Source organism: Gordonia sp. (in: high G+C Gram-positive bacteria) (assembly GCF_047600385.1).
GTDB lineage: Bacteria > Actinomycetota > Actinomycetes > Mycobacteriales > Mycobacteriaceae > Gordonia.
The window spans coordinates 674,568-694,835 of sequence record NZ_JASGKZ010000001.1; the positions used below are offsets into that span (position 1 = coordinate 674,568).

At 71.2% G+C, this 20,268-nt stretch carries 18 protein-coding genes, 2 tRNA genes and 1 other RNA gene; 7 read left to right on the forward strand and 14 right to left on the reverse strand.

The genetic code is table 11. The annotated features are described in order from the left end of the window. Nucleotides 1-11: 11 nt before the first annotated feature. Genes recR through QM809_RS03085 form a run of 5 tightly spaced genes read right to left on the reverse strand, consistent with a single transcriptional unit; the run spans nt 12 to nt 2,821 of the window. Nucleotides 12-623 (reverse strand): recombination mediator RecR, encoded by a 612-nt coding sequence (gene recR / locus QM809_RS03065; protein WP_415044361.1) that lies wholly within the window; start codon nt 621-623, stop codon nt 12-14. A gap of 37 nt (nt 624-660) precedes the next feature. Further along, a complete protein-coding gene (locus QM809_RS03070) occupies nt 661-1,035 on the reverse strand; it encodes a YbaB/EbfC family nucleoid-associated protein (RefSeq protein ID WP_415044362.1) in 375 nt (124 codons plus the stop codon). 21 nt (nt 1,036-1,056) lie between these two features. Further along, the gene (locus tag QM809_RS03075; protein WP_415044363.1) at nt 1,057-1,386 is read right to left on the reverse strand and encodes a hypothetical protein; all 330 of its coding nucleotides are present in this window, start codon (nt 1,384-1,386) and stop codon (nt 1,057-1,059) included. A 41-nt stretch (nt 1,387-1,427) separates the two neighbouring features. Next, the gene (locus tag QM809_RS03080; protein WP_415044364.1) at nt 1,428-2,345 is read right to left on the reverse strand and encodes a pseudouridine synthase; all 918 of its coding nucleotides are present in this window, start codon (nt 2,343-2,345) and stop codon (nt 1,428-1,430) included. Nucleotides 2,346-2,392: 47 nt separating this feature from the next. Next, entirely contained in the window at nt 2,393-2,821 is a 429-nt protein-coding gene (locus QM809_RS03085; protein ID WP_415044365.1) for an SRPBCC family protein, read from the reverse strand. Between the two features lie 80 nt (nt 2,822-2,901). Here QM809_RS03085 and QM809_RS03090 point away from each other — a divergent pair, with 80 nt between their 5' ends. From QM809_RS03090 to QM809_RS03100, 3 genes are read left to right on the forward strand one after another with little or no spacing between them, the layout of a single operon-like run. Beyond that, the gene (locus tag QM809_RS03090) at nt 2,902-4,320 is read left to right on the forward strand and encodes an FAD-binding oxidoreductase (RefSeq protein WP_415044366.1); all 1,419 of its coding nucleotides are present in this window, start codon (nt 2,902-2,904) and stop codon (nt 4,318-4,320) included. Then, a complete protein-coding gene (locus QM809_RS03095; RefSeq protein ID WP_415044367.1) occupies nt 4,317-5,585 on the forward strand; it encodes a class I SAM-dependent methyltransferase in 1,269 nt (422 codons plus the stop codon). The genes QM809_RS03090 and QM809_RS03095 overlap by 4 nt, the downstream gene beginning before the upstream one ends. Nucleotides 5,586-5,589: 4 nt before the next feature. Continuing rightward, nucleotides 5,590-6,075: a hypothetical protein gene (locus QM809_RS03100; RefSeq protein WP_415044368.1), complete on the forward strand. Its 486-nt coding sequence runs from the start codon at nt 5,590-5,592 to the stop codon at nt 6,073-6,075. Here the strand turns inward: QM809_RS03100 and QM809_RS03105 are convergent. From QM809_RS03105 to ffs, 4 genes are all read right to left on the reverse strand, one after another. Beyond that, nucleotides 6,037-8,661 carry a DNA polymerase III subunit gamma and tau gene (locus QM809_RS03105; RefSeq protein WP_415044369.1) on the reverse strand — a complete coding sequence of 875 codons (2,625 nt, stop codon included), beginning with the start codon at nt 8,659-8,661 and terminating at the stop codon, nt 6,037-6,039. The two genes, QM809_RS03100 and QM809_RS03105, sit on opposite strands and share 39 nt — an antisense overlap. A gap of 10 nt (nt 8,662-8,671) precedes the next feature. Then, entirely contained in the window at nt 8,672-9,949 is a 1,278-nt protein-coding gene (locus QM809_RS03110) for a glycosyltransferase 87 family protein (protein ID WP_415044370.1), read from the reverse strand. A gap of 31 nt (nt 9,950-9,980) precedes the next feature. Next, nucleotides 9,981-11,261, reverse strand: coding sequence for an aminotransferase class I/II-fold pyridoxal phosphate-dependent enzyme (locus QM809_RS03115; RefSeq protein WP_415044371.1), 1,281 nt, complete (start codon nt 11,259-11,261; stop codon nt 9,981-9,983). A gap of 55 nt (nt 11,262-11,316) precedes the next feature. Further along, an RNA gene (ffs, locus tag QM809_RS03120) (signal recognition particle sRNA small type) lies at nt 11,317-11,411 on the reverse strand. Nucleotides 11,412-11,485: 74 nt separating this feature from the next. On the opposite strand from ffs, the gene QM809_RS03125 reads away from it, so the two are divergent. Further along, nucleotides 11,486-11,571, forward strand: a tRNA-Ser gene (locus tag QM809_RS03125). A gap of 334 nt (nt 11,572-11,905) precedes the next feature. Here QM809_RS03125 and QM809_RS03130 read toward each other — a convergent pair. Both QM809_RS03130 and gndA read right to left on the reverse strand, forming a co-directional pair. Then, nucleotides 11,906-12,991 carry an HtaA domain-containing protein gene (locus tag QM809_RS03130; RefSeq protein ID WP_415044373.1) on the reverse strand — a complete coding sequence of 362 codons (1,086 nt, stop codon included), beginning with the start codon at nt 12,989-12,991 and terminating at the stop codon, nt 11,906-11,908. Nucleotides 12,992-13,056: 65 nt separating this feature from the next. Next, nucleotides 13,057-14,502, reverse strand: coding sequence for an NADP-dependent phosphogluconate dehydrogenase (gene gndA, locus QM809_RS03135; protein ID WP_415044374.1), 1,446 nt, complete (start codon nt 14,500-14,502; stop codon nt 13,057-13,059). A gap of 73 nt (nt 14,503-14,575) precedes the next feature. On the opposite strand from gndA, the gene gluQRS reads away from it, so the two are divergent. Continuing rightward, nucleotides 14,576-15,472, forward strand: a complete 897-nt coding sequence (gluQRS, locus tag QM809_RS03140; RefSeq protein ID WP_415044375.1) for a tRNA glutamyl-Q(34) synthetase GluQRS — start codon at nt 14,576-14,578, stop codon at nt 15,470-15,472. A gap of 202 nt (nt 15,473-15,674) precedes the next feature. On the opposite strand, the gene tgt is transcribed toward gluQRS, so the two are convergent. After that, on the reverse strand, nt 15,675-16,946 hold the full coding sequence (gene tgt, locus QM809_RS03145) for a tRNA guanosine(34) transglycosylase Tgt (RefSeq protein WP_415044376.1): 1,272 nt from the start codon (nt 16,944-16,946) through the stop codon (nt 15,675-15,677). 29 nt (nt 16,947-16,975) lie between these two features. Here tgt and QM809_RS03150 point away from each other — a divergent pair, with 29 nt between their 5' ends. Continuing rightward, on the forward strand, nt 16,976-17,413 hold the full coding sequence (locus tag QM809_RS03150; RefSeq protein ID WP_415044377.1) for a hypothetical protein: 438 nt from the start codon (nt 16,976-16,978) through the stop codon (nt 17,411-17,413). Between the two features lie 106 nt (nt 17,414-17,519). On the opposite strand, the gene QM809_RS03155 is transcribed toward QM809_RS03150, so the two are convergent. Continuing rightward, the gene (locus QM809_RS03155; RefSeq protein ID WP_415044378.1) at nt 17,520-18,836 is read right to left on the reverse strand and encodes a UDP-N-acetylmuramoyl-tripeptide--D-alanyl-D-alanine ligase; all 1,317 of its coding nucleotides are present in this window, start codon (nt 18,834-18,836) and stop codon (nt 17,520-17,522) included. Between the two features lie 67 nt (nt 18,837-18,903). Here QM809_RS03155 and QM809_RS03160 point away from each other — a divergent pair, with 67 nt between their 5' ends. Continuing rightward, nucleotides 18,904-19,977, forward strand: coding sequence for a D-alanine--D-alanine ligase family protein (locus QM809_RS03160; RefSeq protein ID WP_415044379.1), 1,074 nt, complete (start codon nt 18,904-18,906; stop codon nt 19,975-19,977). 155 nt (nt 19,978-20,132) lie between these two features. On the opposite strand, the gene QM809_RS03165 is transcribed toward QM809_RS03160, so the two are convergent. Continuing rightward, nucleotides 20,133-20,220 (reverse strand) — tRNA-Ser (locus QM809_RS03165). Nucleotides 20,221-20,268: the final 48 nt, after the last annotated feature.

Genomic DNA, 20,268 nt, shown 5'->3' on the forward strand with positions numbered 1-20,268 from the left:
TGCGCTGAACCTCAGGCCAGGGCCCGACGACCGGACAGCGCCCGGCCGAGCGTGAGTTCGTCGGCGAACTCCAGATCGCTGCCCATCGGCAGACCGGAGGCCAGCCGCGTCATCGACAGACCCGGGAAGTCCTTGAGCATGCGCAGCAGGTAGGTGGCCGTCGCCTCACCCTCGGTGTTCGGGTCGGTGGCGATGATGATCTCGGTGACGTCGACGCCGTCCTCCTGGTTCGCCAGCCGCTGGAGCAGTTCGCGGATCCGGAGCTGGTCCGGGCCGATGCCCGAGAGCGGATCGAGTGCGCCGCCGAGCACGTGATAGCGCCCGCCGAACTCCTTGGTCCGCTCGATCGCGTAGATGTCCTTCGGTTCCTCCACCACGCAGATCTTGGTGGCGTCACGACGTGCATCGGAGCAGATCCGGCACAGGCGCTCGGCTGCCACGTTGCCGCATTCGGCGCAGAAGTTGACGTTGTCCCGGACGTCGCCGAGCGCCGTCACCAGCCGGTCGATCTCGGCTTTGTCACCGGCGAGCAACGCGAACGCGATGCGCTGGGCGCCCTTCGGCCCCAGCCCGGGCAGTTTCGCGAGCTGGTCGATGAGCACCTGGATGGGCCCCTCGTACATCTGTCGTCCTCGTACTCGTTCGACGCCTGCAGAGCCGTCAGCCCAGGCCGGGCAGACCGCCGGGGCCGCCCAGGCCACCGGCCAGCGGTCCCATCTTCTCGTTGGCGAGCGCCTCGCGCCGCTCCGCGAGGTCGGCGAGTGCGCCGATGACGAGGTCCTGCAAGGTCTCGACGTCGTCGGGGTCGACGACGTCCGGGGAGATGGTCACGCCGGTCACCTCACCGGTGCCGTTGCCCGTGACGGTCACGAGTCCGTTGCCCGCCGAGCCGGTCACGATCGCGGCCGCGATCTCCTCTTGCGCGGCCATCAGCCGGGTCTGCATCTCCTGCGCCTGCGCGAGGAGTCCGGCCATCGGGTTGTCGCCGCCGGCACCGCCGCCGAAGAGAGCACTGGGATCGAATGCATCAGTCACGGTGCTCAGGGTAGCCGCTGCCTACGACAGGAGCCGCTCGACGTGCTCGGCCAACGAGTCGACGCTCTGTCCGTCGGCCGGGGTCACCTCGAAGGAGAGGACCTCCGCGGCGAACAGCGCGGTGGCCCGTCGGTCGAGGGCGAACTCGAAGCGGTCGCCCACCCGCCGCCACTGGAGGACCCCGCCGTACACCGGCGCGCTGGCGCCGGTGGTGACGCAGTGCTCGTGGTCGTGGCCGCCGCCCGGCAGGTCCCGCTGCAGCTGGAAGCAGGCGTCGGACTCGGTGTCGAGGAACACGACGGCCTCACAGCCGAGGTCGTCGTGGTGTTCGTGAGAAGCGATGATCGCCATGCGAGCGAACTTACCCCGCCCGGAACGCCCCGATCGGACCGTCAGGTCCGGCGGCTCTCGAAACGACGTTCCGCGCCGGTGATCGGGTCGGCGAAAGCCAGACTCGACGCGATCAGGCGGAGCGGACGGGAGAAGTCGCCGCGGTCGGGTGCGGCCGCGAGGTCGGCGTCCACCTCCGGATACAGCGGATCGTCCAGGATGGGCACGCCGAGACCGGCCATGTGCAGGCGCAGCTGGTGGGTCCGCCCGGTGTGCGGCACCAGGCGGTACTCCCCCAGACCGTCCGGGCGGACCCGTTCGAGCGTGACGTCGCTGACCGCGTTGGCCGGGCCGTCGACGACCAGGGCGCGCAGGTCGCCCGCGGTCTTCACGATCCGGTTCTCGACGCGGACCCCTTCGACGAGCTCAGGGAGCGTAAGGGTATCCGCTCCGGACGTCGCCGTCGGCAGCGGGGCGATCGCGCGGTACTCCTTGCGCGCCAGCCGCTCGGCGAAGAGCCGCTGGTAGGCCGCCCGTTCGGCCGGGCGGCGGGTGAACAGCAGCACCCCCGCGGTGAGGCGGTCCAAGCGGTGGGCGGGGGCCAGGTCCGGGCTGTCCAGCAGACGCCGGAGCCGGACCAGCGCGGTCTGCGTGACGTGCCGGCCACGCGGCATGGTGGCCAGGAAGTGCGGTTTGTCCACCACCACGAGGCTCTCGTCGACGTGCAGGATCTCCATTTCGAAGGGCACGTCGAACTCCTCCGGAAGGTCCCGGTAGAGGTAGACCGGCACGGCCCTGAGGACGGTGGCGGACAGGTCGACCGGGTTCCCGTCGACGTCCACCACGAGCCCCTCCGCATGCTGTCTCGCCAGTTCGGCGGCCGTCACACCGGCCGACGACGGTGCGGCGAGGAGCGCCTCGGCGACGGTGGGCGGCGCCGCGAAGAGTTCGGGGCGCAGCACCACGCGGGTGGCGTCCACCCCGTCGCGCAGCGGGAGCGGTTTGACGCGGCGGCGCCCCCGGCGACTCAGGCCCCGACCTCCAGGCGGGTCTTGAGGTTGCCGAGCAGCTCGGCCTGGATCCGGCTCAGGCCCTTGGGGGCGAAGGTCTTCTCGAAGAAGCCGCCGATCCCGCCGGCACCCTGCCACGAGGTGGTCACCTCGACCCGGGCGCCGGCACCGGCCGACCCGACCCGGTAGACGGTGACCATCGACGAGTTCCGGTCGGTCTCGGTGACCGAGTCGGCGGTCACCGCCACGTCGGCGAGCACGTCGCGCTGCCGCTTCTCGGTGGCCTGCAGGATCCAGTGGACGGTGCCGTCGTCGTTGTAGGCGAAGTCCCGGTAGTTGGCGGGGAGGATCGCCGGGCGCACCGTCTGGTAGTCGGCGAGCGCGGCCAGCACCACCTCGGGTGCGGCGTCGATGTCGATGGCGGAAGTGGCGGAAACCTGGCCCACGGAGGACTCCTTGCAATGGTCGAGGCCCCTCGGTCAGGGGCGACCTACACGGTACCGATTTCGGGGTTAGTGTTGGAAACGTGCCTTCGACGCGACTCGTGTACGGCAGGAAAGCCTTCCAGCAGGGGGTGGATCGCCTCCTGGCGAGCTACCGCGCGATTCCCGAGGGCGCGGGCGTCCGACTCGCGAAGAAGACGTCGAACCTGTTCCGTAAGCGCGCCGACAACCCGGCGCCGGGCCTGGACGTCTCCGGCCTGGACCGGGTGATCTCGATCGATCCGGAGAACGCCACCGCGCAGGTCGCCGGGATGTGCACCTACGAGGACCTGGTCGACGCCACCCTCCCCCACGGGCTCGTCCCCCCGGTGGTCCCGCAGCTCAAGACCATCACGCTCGGCGGCGCGGTGACCGGACTCGGGATCGAGTCGACGTCGTTCCGCAACGGGCTCCCGCACGAGTCGGTGCGCGAGATGGAGGTCCTCACCGGGGCCGGTGAACTGGTGGTCGCCCGCCCCGACGGCGAGCACGCCGACCTGTACTTCGGCTTCCCCAACACCTACGGGACGCTGGGTTACGCGGTGCGGCTGGAGATCGAGCTGGAGCGGGTGCCGCCCTTCGTGGAGCTGCGGCACGTGCGGTTCCGGTCGATCCGGGACCTGCAGACCGAGATGATCTCGATCGTCGCCGACCGCGAGTACCGAGGCGAACGCGTCGACCACCTCGACGGCGTCGTGTTCACGCGGGACGAGTGCTACCTGGTGCTGGGTCGGCAGACCGACGAGCCGGGGCCGGTCAGCGACTACACCGGCGACCGGATCTTCTACCGTTCCCTCCGGCACGACGACGTCGACGAGCCCAAGCGGGACCGACTGACCGTCCGGGACTACCTGTGGCGCTGGGACACCGACTGGTTCTGGTGCTCCCGCGCGTTCGGCGCGCAGAACCCGAAGGTCCGACGGTTCTGGCCGCGCAGATACCTGCGATCGAGTTTCTACTGGAAGCTGATCGGCTACGACCAGCGCTGGAACATCGGCGACCGGCTCAACGCCCGCAGGGGGCAGCCGCCCGGCGAACGCGTGGTGCAGGACGTCGAGGTGCCGATCGAGCGCACCGCCGAGTTCGTCGACTGGTTCCTCGACGAGATCCCGATCGAACCGATCTGGCTGTGCCCGCTGAAACTCGCCGAACCCGGCCCTCCCCACGCCGACCCGGAACGTCCGTGGCCGCTGTACCCGCTCAGACCCGGCCGCGCGTACACCAACGTCGGATTCTGGTCCGCGGTGCCGGTGACGCCGGGCCGTCCCGGCCACACCAACCGTCGCATCGAGCTCAAGGTGAGCGAGCTCGGCGGCCACAAGTCCCTCTACTCCGAATCGTTCTACCCGGAGGACGAGTTCGACGAACTGTACGGCTCGGAGGCCTACCGCGCGCTGAAGCAGAGGTACGACCCGCGCGGCAGGCTGCTGAGCCTCTACGAGAAGGCGGTCAAGCGCGCATGACCCTGGCAGAGATCTTCGAGATGCTCCTCGGACGGGAACCCGACTTCCGGTTCACCGCGTACGACGGCAGCAGCGCCGGCCCCGAGGACGCCGAGTTCGGGCTGAACCTGAAGACCCCTCGCGGCACGACGTATCTGGTGACCGCGCCGGGAGACCTGGGCCTGGCCCGCGCCTACGTCTCGGGTGACCTGGAACTGATCGGCGGCCACCCGGGCGACCCCTACGGGAACATCCGGGCGCTGGCCGACGACCTGAACTTCCACAAGCCGAGCCCGCTCACCATGGCGACCGTGGCCAAGCACCTCGGCGTCGAGCACTTCAAGCCGATCGCGCCGCCGCCGCAGGAGGCGCTGCCCCGCTGGCGACGGTTCACCGAGGGGCTGCGGCACAGTCGCGGTCGTGACGCGGAGGCGATCGGCTACCACTACGACGTCTCCAACCGCTTCTACGAACTGGTGCTCGGGCCCGCGATGACCTACACCTGCGCCGTCTACCCGGACCGGGAGGCGACCCTGGAGGAGGCGCAGGAGAACAAGTACCGGCTGATCTTCGAGAAGCTGGCGTTGAAGCCGGGCGACCGCCTGCTCGACATCGGCTGCGGCTGGGGCGGCATGGTCCGCTACGCCGCACGACGCGGTGTGCACGCCCTGGGGGTGACCCTCTCGAAGGAGCAGGCGGAGTGGGCGCAGCGGGCGATCGTCGACGAGGGCCTGGACGGGTTCGGCGAGGTCCGGCACAGCGACTACCGGGACGTGACCGAATCCGGGTTCGACGCGGTGAGCTCCATCGGCCTCACCGAGCACATCGGCGTCGCCAACTACCCCGCGTACTTCGGTTTCATCCACGACACGCTGCGTCCGGGCGGGCTCTTCCTGAACCACTGCATCACACGCCCGGACAATCGGACCCGGGCCAAGGCGGGGCCGTTCATCGACCGCTACGTGTTCCCCGACGGGGAGCTCACCGGTGCGGGCACCGTCGTCGCCAAGCTGCAGGACGTCCCCGGGATGGAGGTGCTGCACGAGGAGAACCTGCGCGAGCACTACGCCATGACCCTGCGCGACTGGAACGCCCACCTGGTGCGGAACTGGGATGCCGCCGTCGCCGAGGTGGGCGAGGGCACCGCCCGGCAGTGGGGCCTGTACATGGCCGGATGCCGGATCGGTTTCGAGCGCGGCGTCGTCGAACTGCACCACGTGCTGGCGACCAAGCTCGACGACCGGCGGCTCCCGAACACCCCGCTGCGCCCCTGGTGGACGCCGTGAGCCGATGAGCACTCCCTCCGCTTCGGCGCCGATCGCCGGCCGCCACGTGGTCCGCGTGATCGCCAACGCCCTGAACCTGTCGACGCCGGCCGGGCTCCTGCTCGCCGTGCTCGGTCGCACCCGGATCCAGCAGGGTCCCGACGGACTGTTCGTCGCCACCGGCTGGCGGCTTCCGCTGCCTCTGGCCAGGGCGTTCACAGTCGGCGACGTGGTGATCCTGCGCAGCGACTCGTGGTCGGAGAGGCTCCTGCGGCACGAGGCGCGGCACGCCACGCAGTGGGCGTGGTGCCCGCTGGTCTTCCTGCCGCTGTACGGGCTCGCATCGGCCTGGTCGTGGGTGCGGACCGGGGACGTGTGGAGCCGCAACGTCTTCGAGGTGCGCGCCGGGCTGGCCGACGGCGGTTACCGCGAGCAGCCCCTGCGCAGTGAACGACGACGCCGCGCGCAGCAGTCAGGAACCGTCGGCGACGGGACGCGCACCGAGCTCTGACTTGAGCAGTTCCAGCGCGACCTGGTCGGGGTCGAGGCGGGCGTCCGGGGTGCCGGTGTGCGCCGAGGCGACCATCTCGTCGCGTTCGGCATCGGTCAGCTCCTCGTCCGGCACCGGGACCGGGTCGGCCGGCCAGGGCTCCTCCGGTTCGGGGGGCGGCTCCGGCGGGGGCGGACCCGCGTCGACGGCCGAACGACGATCCCCGCCCTGCGGCGGCCGACTCCGGCGGGTGAACTGCTGACGTCGCTGCGGCGCCGGGGCCGCCGAACGCGGCGGAGACGCCGCGGCCGGGGCGCCGCCCGGGGCGTGGACCACCTGGACCTGCCACCGCCCGCCGAAGAGCTCACCGAAGATCTCGCCGAACATCTGGATGCGGGCCGGGTCGGCCAGTCGGCCGACGAGCTGGGCGTTGGCGTGTCCGAGGACCGCCACGTGATCGCCCACCGACTGGACGGTCGCCGCGGACAGCATGGGCTCCAGGATCCGTCCGGACGGGCGCTCGCGCACCGCGGCGCGGATGTCCGCCCAGCGCGCCGAGACCGCCTCGACGGTCAGCTGCGGTGCCGCCGGTTCGGGTGCGGGGCGAGGTTCCGGGGTCGGCTGAGGTCTCGCAGCGGGCTGCGGTTCGGGCCGGGGCTCGGGGGTCCGGGGCCGCTCGTGGGGACGGGCCCGGTCCTGGGTGCGCGGCCGGGCGACCGGGTCCTGCCGGGACGGAGCGGCGGGCTGCTCGGGACGCGGCCGGCGCGGCGGTTCCGCGGTACGGTCCGGCGGCGGGGCCTGCTCCTGCGGGGCGGGTCTCCCCTGCCGACCGCGGAACGGTGCCGCCGACGACTCCCGAGACGGGGAGGCCGGGGCCTGCCGGGAGGCCGCGGGCCGACGTCGCGAGACCGCCTCTTCCGGCGGAGCGTCGTAGTAGGGCTCCTCGGGCGGCGGGATGTCGTCGTAGGGGTCGTACGACGCGACGGGCGCCTCCGCCTCGAGCGGTTCGGGCGCAGGCGGCGCAGAGACGGGCGGCGCGGTGACGGGCGGCGCGGGTTCCGAGACGCGCGCCGGCGGAACGGGCGCGGGTGCCGCCGGCGCCTCGGGTTCGGGCCGTGCGCGGGGCGGCTCGGTGACCGGCGAGGGTTCCGCCGGAGTCGGAGTCGGAGTCGGCGGGGTCGGCGGCGGGGAGGTCCGCTCGACCGGAGCCGACGGCTCCGGAGCAGGCGGGACCGCAGGCGCCGGCGAGACCTGTTCCGGCGGTGCCGGTGTGCGCTCCTCCGGCACCGAGGGGGCCGGGGTCGGCGCCACGGGGGTCTCCGGCGCGGTCGCGGCGGGTTCGACCGGGCCCGGCGTCCGGCGCTGCGAGGGGCGGACGAACCGCGAGGGCGGCTCCTCGGCGGGCGGCGGCGCGGACCCCGCGACAGCCGGGGCGGCCGCGATCGGCGGGCCTGCGGCGGGTCGTCGTTCCAGGGTCTCCAGGCGCTGGAGCAGCCCGGCGTCGTCGGCGCTGACCGCCGGAAGCAGCAGCCGCGCGCACATCACCTCCAGCAGCAGCCGCGGCGAGGTGGTCCCGCGCATCTCGCCGAGCGCCGCATGCGCCACCTCCGCGTACCGGGTCAGCGTGGCCATGCCGAGGTAGTCGATCACCGACCGCATCCGGGTCACCTGATCGGCGGGCGCCTCCACCAGGCCGCGTTCGGCGGCATCCGGGACGGCCTGCAGCAGGAGCAGATCCCGGAAGCGGTCGAGCAGGTCGATCGCGAACCGGCGCGGGTCGTGCCCGGCGTCCACCACGCGTTCGACGACGCCGAACAGCGCCGCACCGTCACCGGCGGCCAGCGCGTCGACGGCAGCGTCGATCAGCGCGGTGTCGGTGACGCCCAGCAGTCCGAGGGCGCGGTCGTAGGTGACGCCGTCCTCCCCGGCGCCGGCGAGCAGCTGGTCGAGGATCGAGAGCGAGTCGCGCGGCGACCCGCCACCGGCCCGGATGACCAGCGGGAACACCTCGGGCGCCACCACCGCGCCCTCGCTCTGGCAGATCCGTTCGAGCAGCCCGCGCATCACGGGCGGCGCGAGCAGTCGGAACGGGTAGTGGTGCGTCCGGGAGCGGATGGTCGTGAGGACCTTCTCCGGCTCGGTGGTCGCGAAGATGAAGATGAGGTGCTCCGGCGGCTCCTCGACGATCTTGAGCAGCGCGTTGAAACCGGCCGAGGTGACCATGTGCGCCTCGTCGATGATGAACACGCGGTAGCGCGACTCGGCGGGCGCGTAGAACGCGCGGTCCCGCAGTTCGCGGGTGTCGTCGACGCCGCCGTGGCTGGCCGCATCCAGTTCGACGACGTCGAGGTTCCCCGGCCCGCCGGGACCGAGCGCCACGCACGACGAGCACTCCCCGCACGGCGTCGACGTCGGACCGTGCACGCAGTTGAGTGAACGGGCGAGGATGCGCGCCGAGGACGTCTTACCGCAACCGCGGGGGCCGGAGAACAGGTAGGCGTGGTTGATCCGCCCGCCGTCCAGGGCCCGACTCAGCGGGTCGGTGACGTGCTCCTGCCCGACGACCTCGGCGAACGTCGCCGGTCGGTAGGTGCGATAGAGAGCCACGGGAGCAACCCTACCGGCGGCGTGTGACGGCGTCTGCGGTCGGCCGCGATCGCCTGATCCCGGTGCCGTAGACGACGATCACCGCCGTCGCGACCACCACCAGGATCACGTTGTACGGCTGCACCGTGAAGAACTGATACCAGCGCCCCTCGCCCTTCATGAACAGGCCGGTCAGGTACGCCTCGTCGACGCTCCGGTTCACGTACCAGATCGGGTACGGGAGGTGATGCCGCCAGGCGACGGAGTAGGCGAACCCGCCGACCACCGCGAGCGCCGCCAGGCCGCGCCGCACCGGACTCGACAGGGTGGTGAGCAGATGGATGCCGATGACGAGCAGCGGCAGCAACCACACCCAGTGATGCCCCCAGGCCACCGGCGACACCGCGCACGACGTCATGCCGACCAGCGTCAGGGCGAGCAGGTCCCGGCCGTGCCGGTGCGCGAGCACCGCGGCGCCGAGCCCGAGCAGTGCGACGATCCCGGCCAGCAGCAGCCACAGCAGCGTGCTCGGCTCGTCGGTCCCGCCCAGGTTGGCGATCGCCCCGCGGATCGACTGGTTGCCGGTGGTCTGCGGCGAGGCCACCCGATCGGAGTCGAGCAGCGTCTCGGTCCAGTAGTCCCACGACGCGCCCGGCAGCAGCGCGAACCCCACCGCGATGGTTCCGGCGAACGCCCCGACCAGCGTCGCCGCGGCCTTCCACTGCCGGACGAGCACCAGGTAGACCGCGAACAGCAGCGGAGTCAGCTTGATCCCGGCGGCCAGCCCCACTCCCGCGCCGCGCAGGCGCGAGTCGGAGCCGCGGAGCAGATCCCAGAGGATCAGCAGCATCAGGAAGACGTTGATCTGGCCGAACCAGATCGTCGTCCGGATCGGTTCCAGGAGCGTCGCGATCACGACGAGACTCAGCGCGATCCCGCGCAGCCGCCAGGTGACGTCGTGCCCGAGGGTGCGGAAACAGAGGACGATCACGAAGTACAGGGCGACGAAGATGCCCAGCGTCCACACGACGTGCGCCACCGTGGCCGACATCCACGCGAAGGGGACGAAGAAGACCATCGAGATCGGCGCGTAGGTGAAGTCCATCTGACCGAGCAGTTTGGCCCGGTAGAGGTCTCCGCCGTCGAGCACGGTCTGGGCGCCGGCCCGGTAGACGTCGAGGTCGAACTGGTAGTCGAACAGGCCCCAGAACGGCTTGGAGAACGGGATGATCGCGTTCTGCGCCCACACCGCGAGAGCGGCGAGCACGGCGAAGACGGCCAGAAGCGGCGTCGAACGTTCGATTCTCACGCGGGGTGGTGCTGACTGCCCGGCAGCCCGATCAGTCGCGATCGAGCAGCTTCTCGGTGGCGGCGAGCAGCGCGCAGGTCGCCACGCCGTCCATCGCGGTGGCCAGCTCGTCCAGGGAGGGGAAGGTCGGCGCGAGGCGGATGTTCCGGTCGTCGGGGTCGTTCTTGTAGGGGAACGTCGATCCGGCGGCGGTGAGCGCGATCCCGGCGTCCTCGGCCAGCGCGATGGTGCGCTTCGCGGTGCCGTCGATCACGTCGAAGCTGATGAAGTAGCCGCCCTCGGGCTCGGTCCAGTCGGCGATCTTCGAGTCGCCGAGACGCTCTTGAAGGATGTCCAGGACGAGCTTGAACTTGGGCGCGATCAGTTCGCGGTGCCGGGCCATGTGCGCCCGCACGCCGTCGGCGTCCTTGAGGAACAGCAGGTGCCGGAGCTGGTTGAGCTTGTCCGGGCCGATGGTGGCCACCGACTGGAACCTGGCGTACCAGTCCAGGTTCTCCTTCGACGACCCGAGGAACGCGACGCCGGCGCCGGCGAAGGTGATCTTGCTGGTGGAACCGAAGACGTAGAAGCGGTTCGGGTTGCCGGCCTCGGCGGCGTAGTCGAGGACCGGGAGCACCTCCGGCTCACGCTCCACCAGGGTGTGCACCGCGTAGGCGTTGTCCCAGTAGATCCGGAAGTCGGGTGCGGCGGCCGGCATGGCGGCGAGACGACGGGCGACCTCCTCGGTGACCGTGTAGCCGCTCGGGTTGGAGTAGGTGGGGACCACCCACATGCCCTTGATGGCGGGATCGCTCGCGACGAGCTCGGCGCAGACGTCCGGGTCGGGCCCGTGCGGGGTCATCGGGACGTTGATCATCTCGATGCCGTAGTGCTCGGTGATCGAGAAGTGGCGGTCGTAACCGGGGACCGGGCAGAGGAACTTGACCGGCGATCCGAGGTGCGCGTGCTCCTGCGACCAGGGCCGCACCGAGTCGGGGGTGCCGTTGAGCAGGGCGAACACGGTGACGTCGTGCATGATCCGCAGGCTCGCGTTGTCCTGCGCGATGATCCGGTCGGGGCCGGTGCCGAACAGTTCGCCGAAGATCTCGCGCAGCGCCGGCAGGCCGGTGAGGCCGCCGTAGTTGCGGCAGTCGGCGCCGTCCGGGCTCACGTGGTTGCCCGCGCCGGGCAGCGAGAGCAGCGGCTCGGCCAGATCGAGCTGGTCGGGCCCCGGCTTGCCCCGCGTCAGATCCAGCTTGAGACCGGCCGCGCAGAGGGTGTCGTACTGCTTTTTGAGGTCCGCCTGGGTGTCACGAAGCTGGTCAGCGCTCATCGAGTGAAAGTTCAACGTGGAACCTCTCGGGATACCGGGCGGAGAAGGTGCGAAGTTAAGAGGACCCCGCGCACCCGAGAGAGCCTGCTGACCCTTGCTGCCTTCCGGCCCTGGGGGAGTTCACAGGATGCACGCCGCGCGGGATCCGTGGACCAGTGTAGCGCGTCCGTTTTTCGGGGGTCGTTTTGGGATCCCGTCGGGACACCGGTTACCATCGTTGCACTGGAGGATTCGCCTAGTGGCCTATGGCGCTCGCCTGGAACGCGGGTTGGGTTAACAGCCCTCAGGGGTTCGAATCCCCTATCCTCCGCAAATGCAGCGAGGCCCCACCCGAGGAACGAGGGTGGGGCCTCGCTGCATCTGCATTCGGGCAGAGCGGATTCGGGAGGAGCGAAGCGACGGAGTCCCCTATCCTCCGACTTTCCGTATCCGCCTTCCCCGCCCCGACGTGTCGCGGGCCCTGTTCCAAGTCGCGGCCCGTCCATGACGAGCGACACGGAACAGGAGCCGCGACACGCCGACCGGGGAGGATCCTGAAACCGCACGACACCACCCCGCCGGGACCCGAACCGAACGAGCCCACGACGACGCGGACCCCGCCGCCCCGACGAACGGGGAGCAGCGGGGGCCGCGGGATGCGTGGTTCAGAACCGGATGTCCACCGGTGACGCGGGGTTCTGCGAGAGCATGCCCAGCAGCGGCGGAGTGATGCCGCCGCGGAACGACGCCGGGATCCCGGTGACGTCCTGCCTCCTGCCGAGCCGGTCCGCCTGTGCACCGGTCAACCGGAGGTCGGCGACGTCGATGCGGCGCAGCGCGTCGGTGCCGTTCTGGTCGGTGGTGGAGGTGCGCATGCTCAGGACCGCCGTCGTGCCGTTCACCCGGATGATCGGGTCGACGAGGGCGATCTCGTACAGGTGGAAGCGGGTGTAGGCCACGACGGTGCCCCGGTAGCGCAGTTCGCCGCGACCGTTCTTCACGGTGTCGGCGGCCAGTTCGAAGGACAGTCGGCGGTCGGCGCCTGCGGCGGCGCCCTTCGAGCCGACGACGCCGCCCTGGGCGGTCTCTGCGAAGGTCGACACGAACTTCGGCGAGTACCCCCAGACGAGGTTCCGCGCGGCGGGCTTCGGGGTGTTGGGTCCGGGCTCGGTGGAGTAGCGGATCGGGACGTACAGCTCCTGGGCGGCGTTGACCGAGTCGGCCGCACCGTAGGTGTAGATGCCCCAGCGGCCGTTCGCGGGCGCGTCCTTCGGGGTGGTCAACGTGATCTTCGTGGTGAAGGCGCCGTTCGGGTGCAGCGTCACGGCCTGCTGCCGGACGGTGCGGCGCAGGTCGAACGGGGTGTTCGGGATCCGGTTCAGCGCGTCGTTCGAGATCGCCCACCTGGTCTGCGCACGGTCGGTGGTGCGCGAGGACTCCGGCGCGTTCTTCGACGGCCGCCAGTTCTGGTCGAACTTGCCGAACGTGATGAACGTGCCGTGCGGAACGCCGGGCGGCACCGGGACGGGCAGACCGCCGGTGTTGGCGTTCGGGTCGAATCCCGTGCCCTTCACCACCACGGTGTCGCCGGGGTGCAGCCCCGTGGTGCCGACGGGCGTCGTGCCGTCGGCCAGGTACACGGCGATCGCGGGAGTGAACGGCGCGGCCTCGGCGGGTGCGGCGAGCACCGCGCCGGAGGCCGCCGTCACCGTCGCCAGCAGACTGATGAAGAGGACCCGGACATGCTTCATCAGGCGAGCCTAACCCGCACCGTCACCCGGTCGACAAGTGCCCGAAGACCCGGGCCGCGGTCGGGTCAGCTCCGGATCTCCCGGCGGTCGTCCTCCCAGGCGATGTGGAAGTGTCCGTCGGCGTCGGTCCGCTCGTAGGTGTGCGAGCCGAAGAAGTCGCGCAGGAGCTGCACCAGCGCGGTCGGCAGCGACCCCGACGTCAGCATGGTCTGGTGGTTGAAGGCGGCGGCGTGCGCCGGCACCGGGACGCCGCCGCGCATCGCGGCCGCGGCCACCTCCCCCAGCGGCCGGTAGCGGTCGAGCAGCGCCGACCGGAACGGTTCCACGGCGAGGAACGACGCCGTGTCCGGGTGTTCGGCGTAGACCGCGGCGACGTCGTCGAGGAAACCCGCCCGGATGATGCAGCCGGCCCGCCAGATCCGCACCACCTCGGCGAGCGGGATGTCCCAGCCGAAGTGGTCGGACGCGACGCGCAGCAGCGACAGACCCTGCTGGTAGGCGATCAGCCGGGCCGCGAGGTAGGCCTGCTCCACGTCGCCGGAGTCCAGGTCGACGGCGGAGGCCACCGGGTCGGCGGCCCCCAGCCACGCGGCGCGTTCGTCCTTCGCCGACGACGTCGAGCGCGCGAACAACGCTTCGGCGATCACGCTCACCGACACGCCCTGTTCGGCCGCGGCGATCACGGTCCAGGCGCCGGTGCCCTTGCCCTTGGCCTGGTCGAGGACCTTCTCGATCAGCTCTCCGCCGGTCTGCGGATCGGTCTGCGCCAGCACCGTCGCCGCGCTCTCGAGCAGATACGAGCGGCCCTCGCCGTCGTTCCACTCGCCGAAGATCGCGCCGACCTGTTCGCCGGTCCGACCGCCGGCCCGCAGCACCGCGTACGCCTCGGCGATCAGCTGCAGGTCGGCGTACTCGATGCCGTTGTGGACCATCTTGGTGAAATGACCGGAGGCACCCGAGCCGCACAGCGTGACACACGGCGCGCCGTCGTCGGCCTTGGCGGCGATCGGCTCGAGCAGCGGCGCGATGTCGGCCCACACACTCGGGTCGCCGCCCGGCATCAGCGCCGGGCCGAGGAGGGCGCCCTGCTCGCCGCCGGAGACGCCCATGCCGATGAACCGGATCCCGTTCTCGGCGCAGCTCGCGTAGCGGCGCTCGGTGTCCGGGTAGTGCGAGTTGCCGCCGTCGATGATGATGTCGCCCTCGCCGAGCAGCGGCGTCAGCGAACCGATGGCCGCGTCCACCGGGCCGCCCGCGGGCACCATCAGCAGGATCACCCGGGGCGACGTCCGCAGCGCGGCGACGAAGTCGGGCAGGTCCGAGAAGCCGATCAGGCCTTCGTCGCCGTGCGCCGCGAGGAGCGCGTCGATCTTGGTCTGGTCGAGGTCGTACATGGCGACCTCGCCGTCGACGTTCCGGGCCAGGTTCCGGGCGAGACTCGCGCCCATCACCCCGGTGCCGACGATGCCGATGGGCGCTGCGCCCGTTGTCTTGTTCGTGGACGTGTCCATGCCGTCTCCTCTGGGTGCGCCGGACTCGAGTCGAATCGATCCTATGTGCGCGGGGCCGGTATCGTCGGGCTCCATGAATTCTGCCGGACGATTCGCCCCCTCGCCGTCCGGCGATCTGCACGTCGGGAACCTGCGGACGGCGCTGCTCGCCTGGCTGTTCGCCCGGTCCACGGGGCGCGACTTCCTGATCCGGTTGGAGGATCTGGATCGGGTGCGGGAGGGGGCCGCGCAGCGTCAGCTCGCCGATCTGGCCGCGCTCGGCCTGGACTGGGACGGGCCCGTCGTCGTGCAGTCCGACCGGCTCGACGCCTACGCCGCGGCGGTCGACGGGCTGGTCGCCGCCGGGGAGACCTTCGAGTGCTACTGCACGCGCCGGGAGATCCAGGAGGCGCCGTCGGCCCCGCACGCTCCCCCGGGCGCGTATCCGGGGACGTGCCGCGAACTGCCGGAGGAGGACCGGGTACGACGACGCGCCGAGCGCCCCGCCGCGATCCGGCTGCGCGCGCGGGTCCGGGAGTTCACCGTGCACGACGCGCTGCACGGCGACCACACCGGGGCCGTCGACGATTTCGTGCTCCTCCGCGGCGACGGGACGCCCGCGTACAACCTCGCCGTGGTCGTCGACGATGCCGCCTCGGGGATCGACCAGGTGGTGCGCGGCGACGATCTGCTCTCGTCGTCACCCCGTCAGGCGTACCTGGCGCAGCGACTCGGGTATCCGATCCCGGAGTACGCGCACGTCCCGATGGTGCTCAACGAGGCCGGTGTGCGGCTGTCCAAACGCGACGGCGCGATCACGCTCAGGCGGTTGGCCGACCGCGGGTACGACGCGGCGGCGGTCCTCGGAATGATGTCGGCGTCCCTGGGTCTGTCCGCGCCCGGCGAGACGGTCACCGCCCCGGAGCTGCTGAGACGCTTCACTCCGGCGTCGCTCCCCCGCGAGCCGTGGTTCTTCACCGCGCCGGAGTGACCGGGCGAGGCTTCGATACGAGCATCGAGCCCGCTCCCTGAGCCGACCGCGAACGCAGTGAGCCGTCGCGTCGAAGGGTCTGAAGCGTCCCGTCTTCTCCGGGATGCGCGGGGCGAGGCTTCGACACGCGTTCGTCACTTCGTTCCGCACGCGGCTCAGCCATCGTGTGGGCATCGCCCCCGAAGCAGAAGCCACCCCCGTCTCAGCCCGCGTTCTTCCTGGTCCCCGCGTAGTAGCGCGCCAGGAACTCGTCCCGGTACTCGAAGTAGTTCCCGTCCTCGATCGCCTGCCGGGCCCGGTCGACCAGGGTCACCGTGAACGAGAGGTTGTGCAGCGTCGCCAGCGTCGAGGCCAGCCCCTCCTTCGCCCGGAACAGGTGGTGCAGGTACGCGCGGGTGTACTGCGTCGAGTAGTTGTCCAGTTCCTCGTCGAGCGGCCGGAAGTCGTCGCGGTACTTGGCGTTGGTGATGTTGTACCGGCCGTCGAACGAGTAGACGGCGCCGTTGCGGGCCACCCGCGTCGGCGAGACGCAGTCGAAGGTGTCGGCGCCGTTCTCGATCGCGGTGAAGACGTCGTCCGGTTCGCTGATGCCCAGCAGATGTCGGGGGGCGTCGTCGGGCAGCTCGTCGGTGACCCAGCCGACGATGGTGCCCAGATTCTGCTTCTCCAGCGCGCCGCCGATCCCGTAGCCGCCGAAGCCCTTGCCGCCGTTCTCGCGATCGATCCGGCTGAGTTCCACCAGGTCGCGGGTGGCCTTACGACGCAGGTCCTCGTACTGGGCGCCCTGGATCACGCCCCACAGCGCCTGCTGCGGACGGTGGCTGCGTTCGACGGACAGCCGGTTGTGCTCGGCCAGGCACCGGATCGCCCACTGCCGGGTGCGTTCGAGCGACTCCTCCTGGTAGCCGCGCGTGTTCATCAGGGTGGTGAGCTCGTCGAACGCGAAGATGATGTCGGCGCCCAGCTGGTGCTGGATCCGCATCGACACCTCGGGGGTGAACCGGTGGCGGGAGCCGTCGATGTGGCTCTTGAAGGTGACGCCGTCGTCGTCGACGTTCGCCAGACGCTCCTTGCCGGGGGCGACCGCCGCATCGTCCGGCCGCACCGCCTGGTCTCCGCCGGGGACGTCCATCGAGATGACCTTCTTGAAGCCCACGCCGAGGCTCATCACCTGGAAGCCGCCGCTGTCGGTGTAGGTGGGTCCGGGCCAGTTCATGAACCGTCCGAGGCCGCCCGCCCGGTCGACGATGTCCGGCCCCGGCTGCAGGTACAGGTGGTAGGCGTTGGCCAGCACGGCCTGCGCCCCGAGCGCCGCCACCGACTCCGGCAGAACCGTCTTGACGGTGGCCTTGGTGCCGACCGGGACGAAGGCCGGCGTCGCGATCTCGCCGTGCGGGGTCACGATGGTGCCGGTGCGGCCGGACGTGCCCTCGAGCCTGCTGCGGGGAGTGAACTCGCTGGGAGAAGTGGTCACCCGGCCGATTCTCCCATAGCGTGGGAATCATGCGAATCACCAAGACCGCAGTGACCACCCTGTTCGCCTGCGCAGTGGCGCTGACCGCCGTCGCGTGCGGCGAGGAGAACCAAGCTGCCGACACCCCCAGTCAGACCTCCGCGAGCACCCCGGCCCCGCCTGCCGATCGCAGCGTGCCGGTGGTCGGCGGACCGAGCCGGAAGGCCGAGAGCACCACCTCCGCCAAGCTGGAGAACGACAAGCACTGCGGCGTCGCCAAGGGACCGGACGGCTCGCTCCAGGTGCGCCTGGTGTCCGGCGACGTGACCTGCAAGACGGCCATGGAGATCTCCAAGGACTACAGCCCGCTGATCGCCACCGGCAAGTCGCAGACCGTGTCCGGCTGGGACTGCGGCCCGTCCACCGAGTCCGGCGAGCTGGCCCGCTGCACCAAGGACGATTCGGTCTTCGCCTTCACCGCGTCCTGACCCCGCCGGAGGATCCCGACAGCCAGGACTCCCACCGCTTCGCCCGGCGCGGCGGTGGGAGTCCTGTCGTCTGCGCGGGGGATCCGGTTCAGGCCGAGGATCCGGTTCAGGCCAGGGCCTGCGCGACCCGCTCGAGCGCGGCCACCCGGCTGCCCTTCACCAGGACCGCATCGCCCTCGGTCAGCTCCCCCAGGGCCGCGACGGCGCCGTCGACGTCGGCCACGTGCACCACGCCCTCGCCGTACGACGGCTCCGCGACGGCGATCACCGAGATCCCCAGGTCGCGAGCCTGATCCGCGATGCCGCGGTGCGCCGCCGGGGCGTCCTCACCGAGTTCGGCCATGGTCCCCAGCACCGCGAACCGGCGCCGGGCCGCCAGCCGGGCGAGCGAACCCAGCGCAGCCCCCATCGAGGTGGGATTGGCGTTGTAGGCGTCGTTGATCACGGTCACTCCGGCCGCGGTGGTGTCCATCTCCATCCGGAGCCCGGACAGGCGCGCGGCGCGGAGGCCGTCCGCGATCGCCTCGACCGGCACCCCGAGTCCGCCGCCCGCCGCCGCGGCGGCGAGCGCGTTGGGGACCTGGTGCTCGCCGCGGGCGGCCAGCGCCACCGCCGCGGTACCCCACGGGGTGATCAGATCGAAGCGGGCGCGCAGCTGATCGTCGAGCACGACGTTCTCGGCGCGGACGTCGGCCCCGGCCGCCAGGCCGTAGGCGATCACCTTCGCCCGGGTCCGCGCGTCCATGGCCGCCACCACCGGGTGGTCGGCGTTGAGGATCGCGAGGCCGTCGGCGGGCAGCGACTCGACCAGCTCGCCCTTGGCCCGGGCGACGTCGTCGAGCGTCCCGAACATCTCCAGGTGGACGCCCTCGACGCGGGTCAGGACGCCGACGGTGGGCGAGGCGATGTCGCACAGCAGCGCGATGTGGCCGACGCCGCGCGCCCCCATCTCCAGGACCACGGCCTCGGTGTCGTCGGGGGCGCCGAGCAGGGTCAGCGGCAGACCGAGCTCGTTGTTGAAGCTCTTCTCGCTCGCAGCGGTGCGGTAGGTGGTCTCCAGCACCCCGGCGAGGAGGTCTTTGGTGGAGGTCTTGCCCACCGAGCCGGTGACGCCGACGACGCGGTCGGGCAGGCGTCGTCGTGCCTCGCGGCCGAGGTCGGCGAGCGCGGTGAACGTGTCCGGGACCTGCACGGCGGTGGCCGGCACCGCGGGGTCGGGGGCCCGATCGGTCAGGTAGGCCGCGGCTCCGGCCGCGACCGCGCCCGCGATGAAGTCGTGTCCGTCGCGCGCGGCGACGATCGGTACGAAGAGCTCGCCGGGACGCACGGAACGCGAATCGATACCGGCCGAATCGACCTGGACGTCGGGGCCGTGGAGGGTGCCGCCCGTGGCGGCCGCGATCTGACTGGCAAGAAGGTGCACCCGGCAAACGCTACCCGCCCGGCGAGCGGGGCGACGGAGGGACCGACTGCCACGTATCGTGACACCCATGAGTTCTCCCCTTCTGCGGCTGGTGGTCCTCTACGGTGGCGTCTCCGCTGAGCACGACGTCTCCCGGATCACCGCGGCGCACGTCCTGGCGGCCTCCGACCGCAGCAAGTACGCACTCGTCCCGATCGGCATCGCGACCGACGGCGTCTGGCACCGCAACGACGCCGCCGCGGAGGCGCTCGCCGCAGGCGACGACCTGGGGAACAGTCTCGCCGTCGAGGGTCCGGTGGTGAATCCGATCGAGGTCATCGCGGGCGACGGCGCCGCCGAGACCGTCGTGCTCCCCCTGCTCCACGGTCCGCACGGCGAGGACGGCACCGTCCAGGGCATGCTCGAACTCCTCAAGGTGGCCTATGTGGGCTGCGGCGTGCTCTCGTCGTCGCTGTGCATGGACAAGGGCATGGCCAAGGAGGTGGCCGCCCGCGCCGGGATCCCGCAGTGCGCGTGGCTCACGCTGCGCCACGGGGTCGACGACCCCGCCGCGACCGCCGCCCGCGCCGTCGCGGAGCTCGGCCTGCCGCTGTTCGTGAAGCCGGCCAACATGGGGTCGTCGGTCGGCGTCTCTCGCGCCGGGTCCGCCGAGGAGCTGGATGCCGCGATCACCGAGGCCTTGAAGTACGACGACACGGTGGTGATCGAGGAGGCGGTGACCGCCCGTGAGATCGAGGTCGGCGTGCTCGGCAACGGGGTCCCCGACACCACGTTCCCCGGTGAGATCCGGCCCGGCAGCGACTTCTACGACTACGAGGACAAGTACATCACCGGCGCCGCGCAGCTGGTGATCCCCGCCGAGCTGTCCGACGACGCGATCGCCGAGGCCCGGGAGCTCGCCGCCCGCGTGTTCGTCGCCTACCGCTGCGCCGGGATGGCCCGCGTGGACTTCTTCTACGAGGAGGGCGGCCGCGGCTGGCTGCTCAACGAGGTGAACACGATCCCCGGGTTCACCCCGGCGTCGATGTACCCGAAGATGTGGGAGGCCACCGGAGTGGAGTACTCCGACCTGATCGATCGTCTGGTGGAGCTCGCCCGCGAGACCTATCGTCGTCGTTCGTCGTTCTCCATCGAACACTGACCCCGTCGCGCCGGATCCGGCGCCGACGCATCGGGCCGCGAGGGACACGTTCCCCGCGGCCCGTTCTCGTCGCCCGTGGTGCCGCCGTCCGCCCCGATCGTGTGCGCAGACACGAAGGAGGCCCCCGATCTGCGAACAGATCGGGGGCCTCAGCGCGGTGGCGGAGGGATTTGAACCCCCGGTGCGGGGTTACCGCACACAGCATTTCGAGTGCTGCACCTTCGGCCGCTCGGACACGCCACCGCTAACGAAGTTACAGCAGACCATGCCGGAAAGTGAAATCGGCAGGTC

Coding starts and splice junctions, on each gene's coding strand:
- recR (WP_415044361.1), bottom strand. CDS start 623: ATGTACGAGGGGCCCATCCAGGTGCTCATCGACCAGCTCGCGAAACTG.
- QM809_RS03075 (WP_415044363.1), bottom strand. CDS start 1,386: ATGGCGATCATCGCTTCTCACGAACACCACGACGACCTCGGCTGTGAG.
- QM809_RS03095 (WP_415044367.1), top strand. CDS start 4,317: ATGACCCTGGCAGAGATCTTCGAGATGCTCCTCGGACGGGAACCCGAC.
- QM809_RS03100 (WP_415044368.1), top strand. CDS start 5,590: ATGAGCACTCCCTCCGCTTCGGCGCCGATCGCCGGCCGCCACGTGGTC.
- QM809_RS03115 (WP_415044371.1), bottom strand. CDS start 11,261: ATGAGCGCTGACCAGCTTCGTGACACCCAGGCGGACCTCAAAAAGCAG.
- QM809_RS03130 (WP_415044373.1), bottom strand. CDS start 12,991: ATGAAGCATGTCCGGGTCCTCTTCATCAGTCTGCTGGCGACGGTGACG.
- gndA (WP_415044374.1), bottom strand. CDS start 14,502: ATGGACACGTCCACGAACAAGACAACGGGCGCAGCGCCCATCGGCATC.
- gluQRS (WP_415044375.1), top strand. CDS start 14,576: ATGAATTCTGCCGGACGATTCGCCCCCTCGCCGTCCGGCGATCTGCAC.
- QM809_RS03150 (WP_415044377.1), top strand. CDS start 16,976: ATGCGAATCACCAAGACCGCAGTGACCACCCTGTTCGCCTGCGCAGTG.
- QM809_RS03160 (WP_415044379.1), top strand. CDS start 18,904: ATGAGTTCTCCCCTTCTGCGGCTGGTGGTCCTCTACGGTGGCGTCTCC.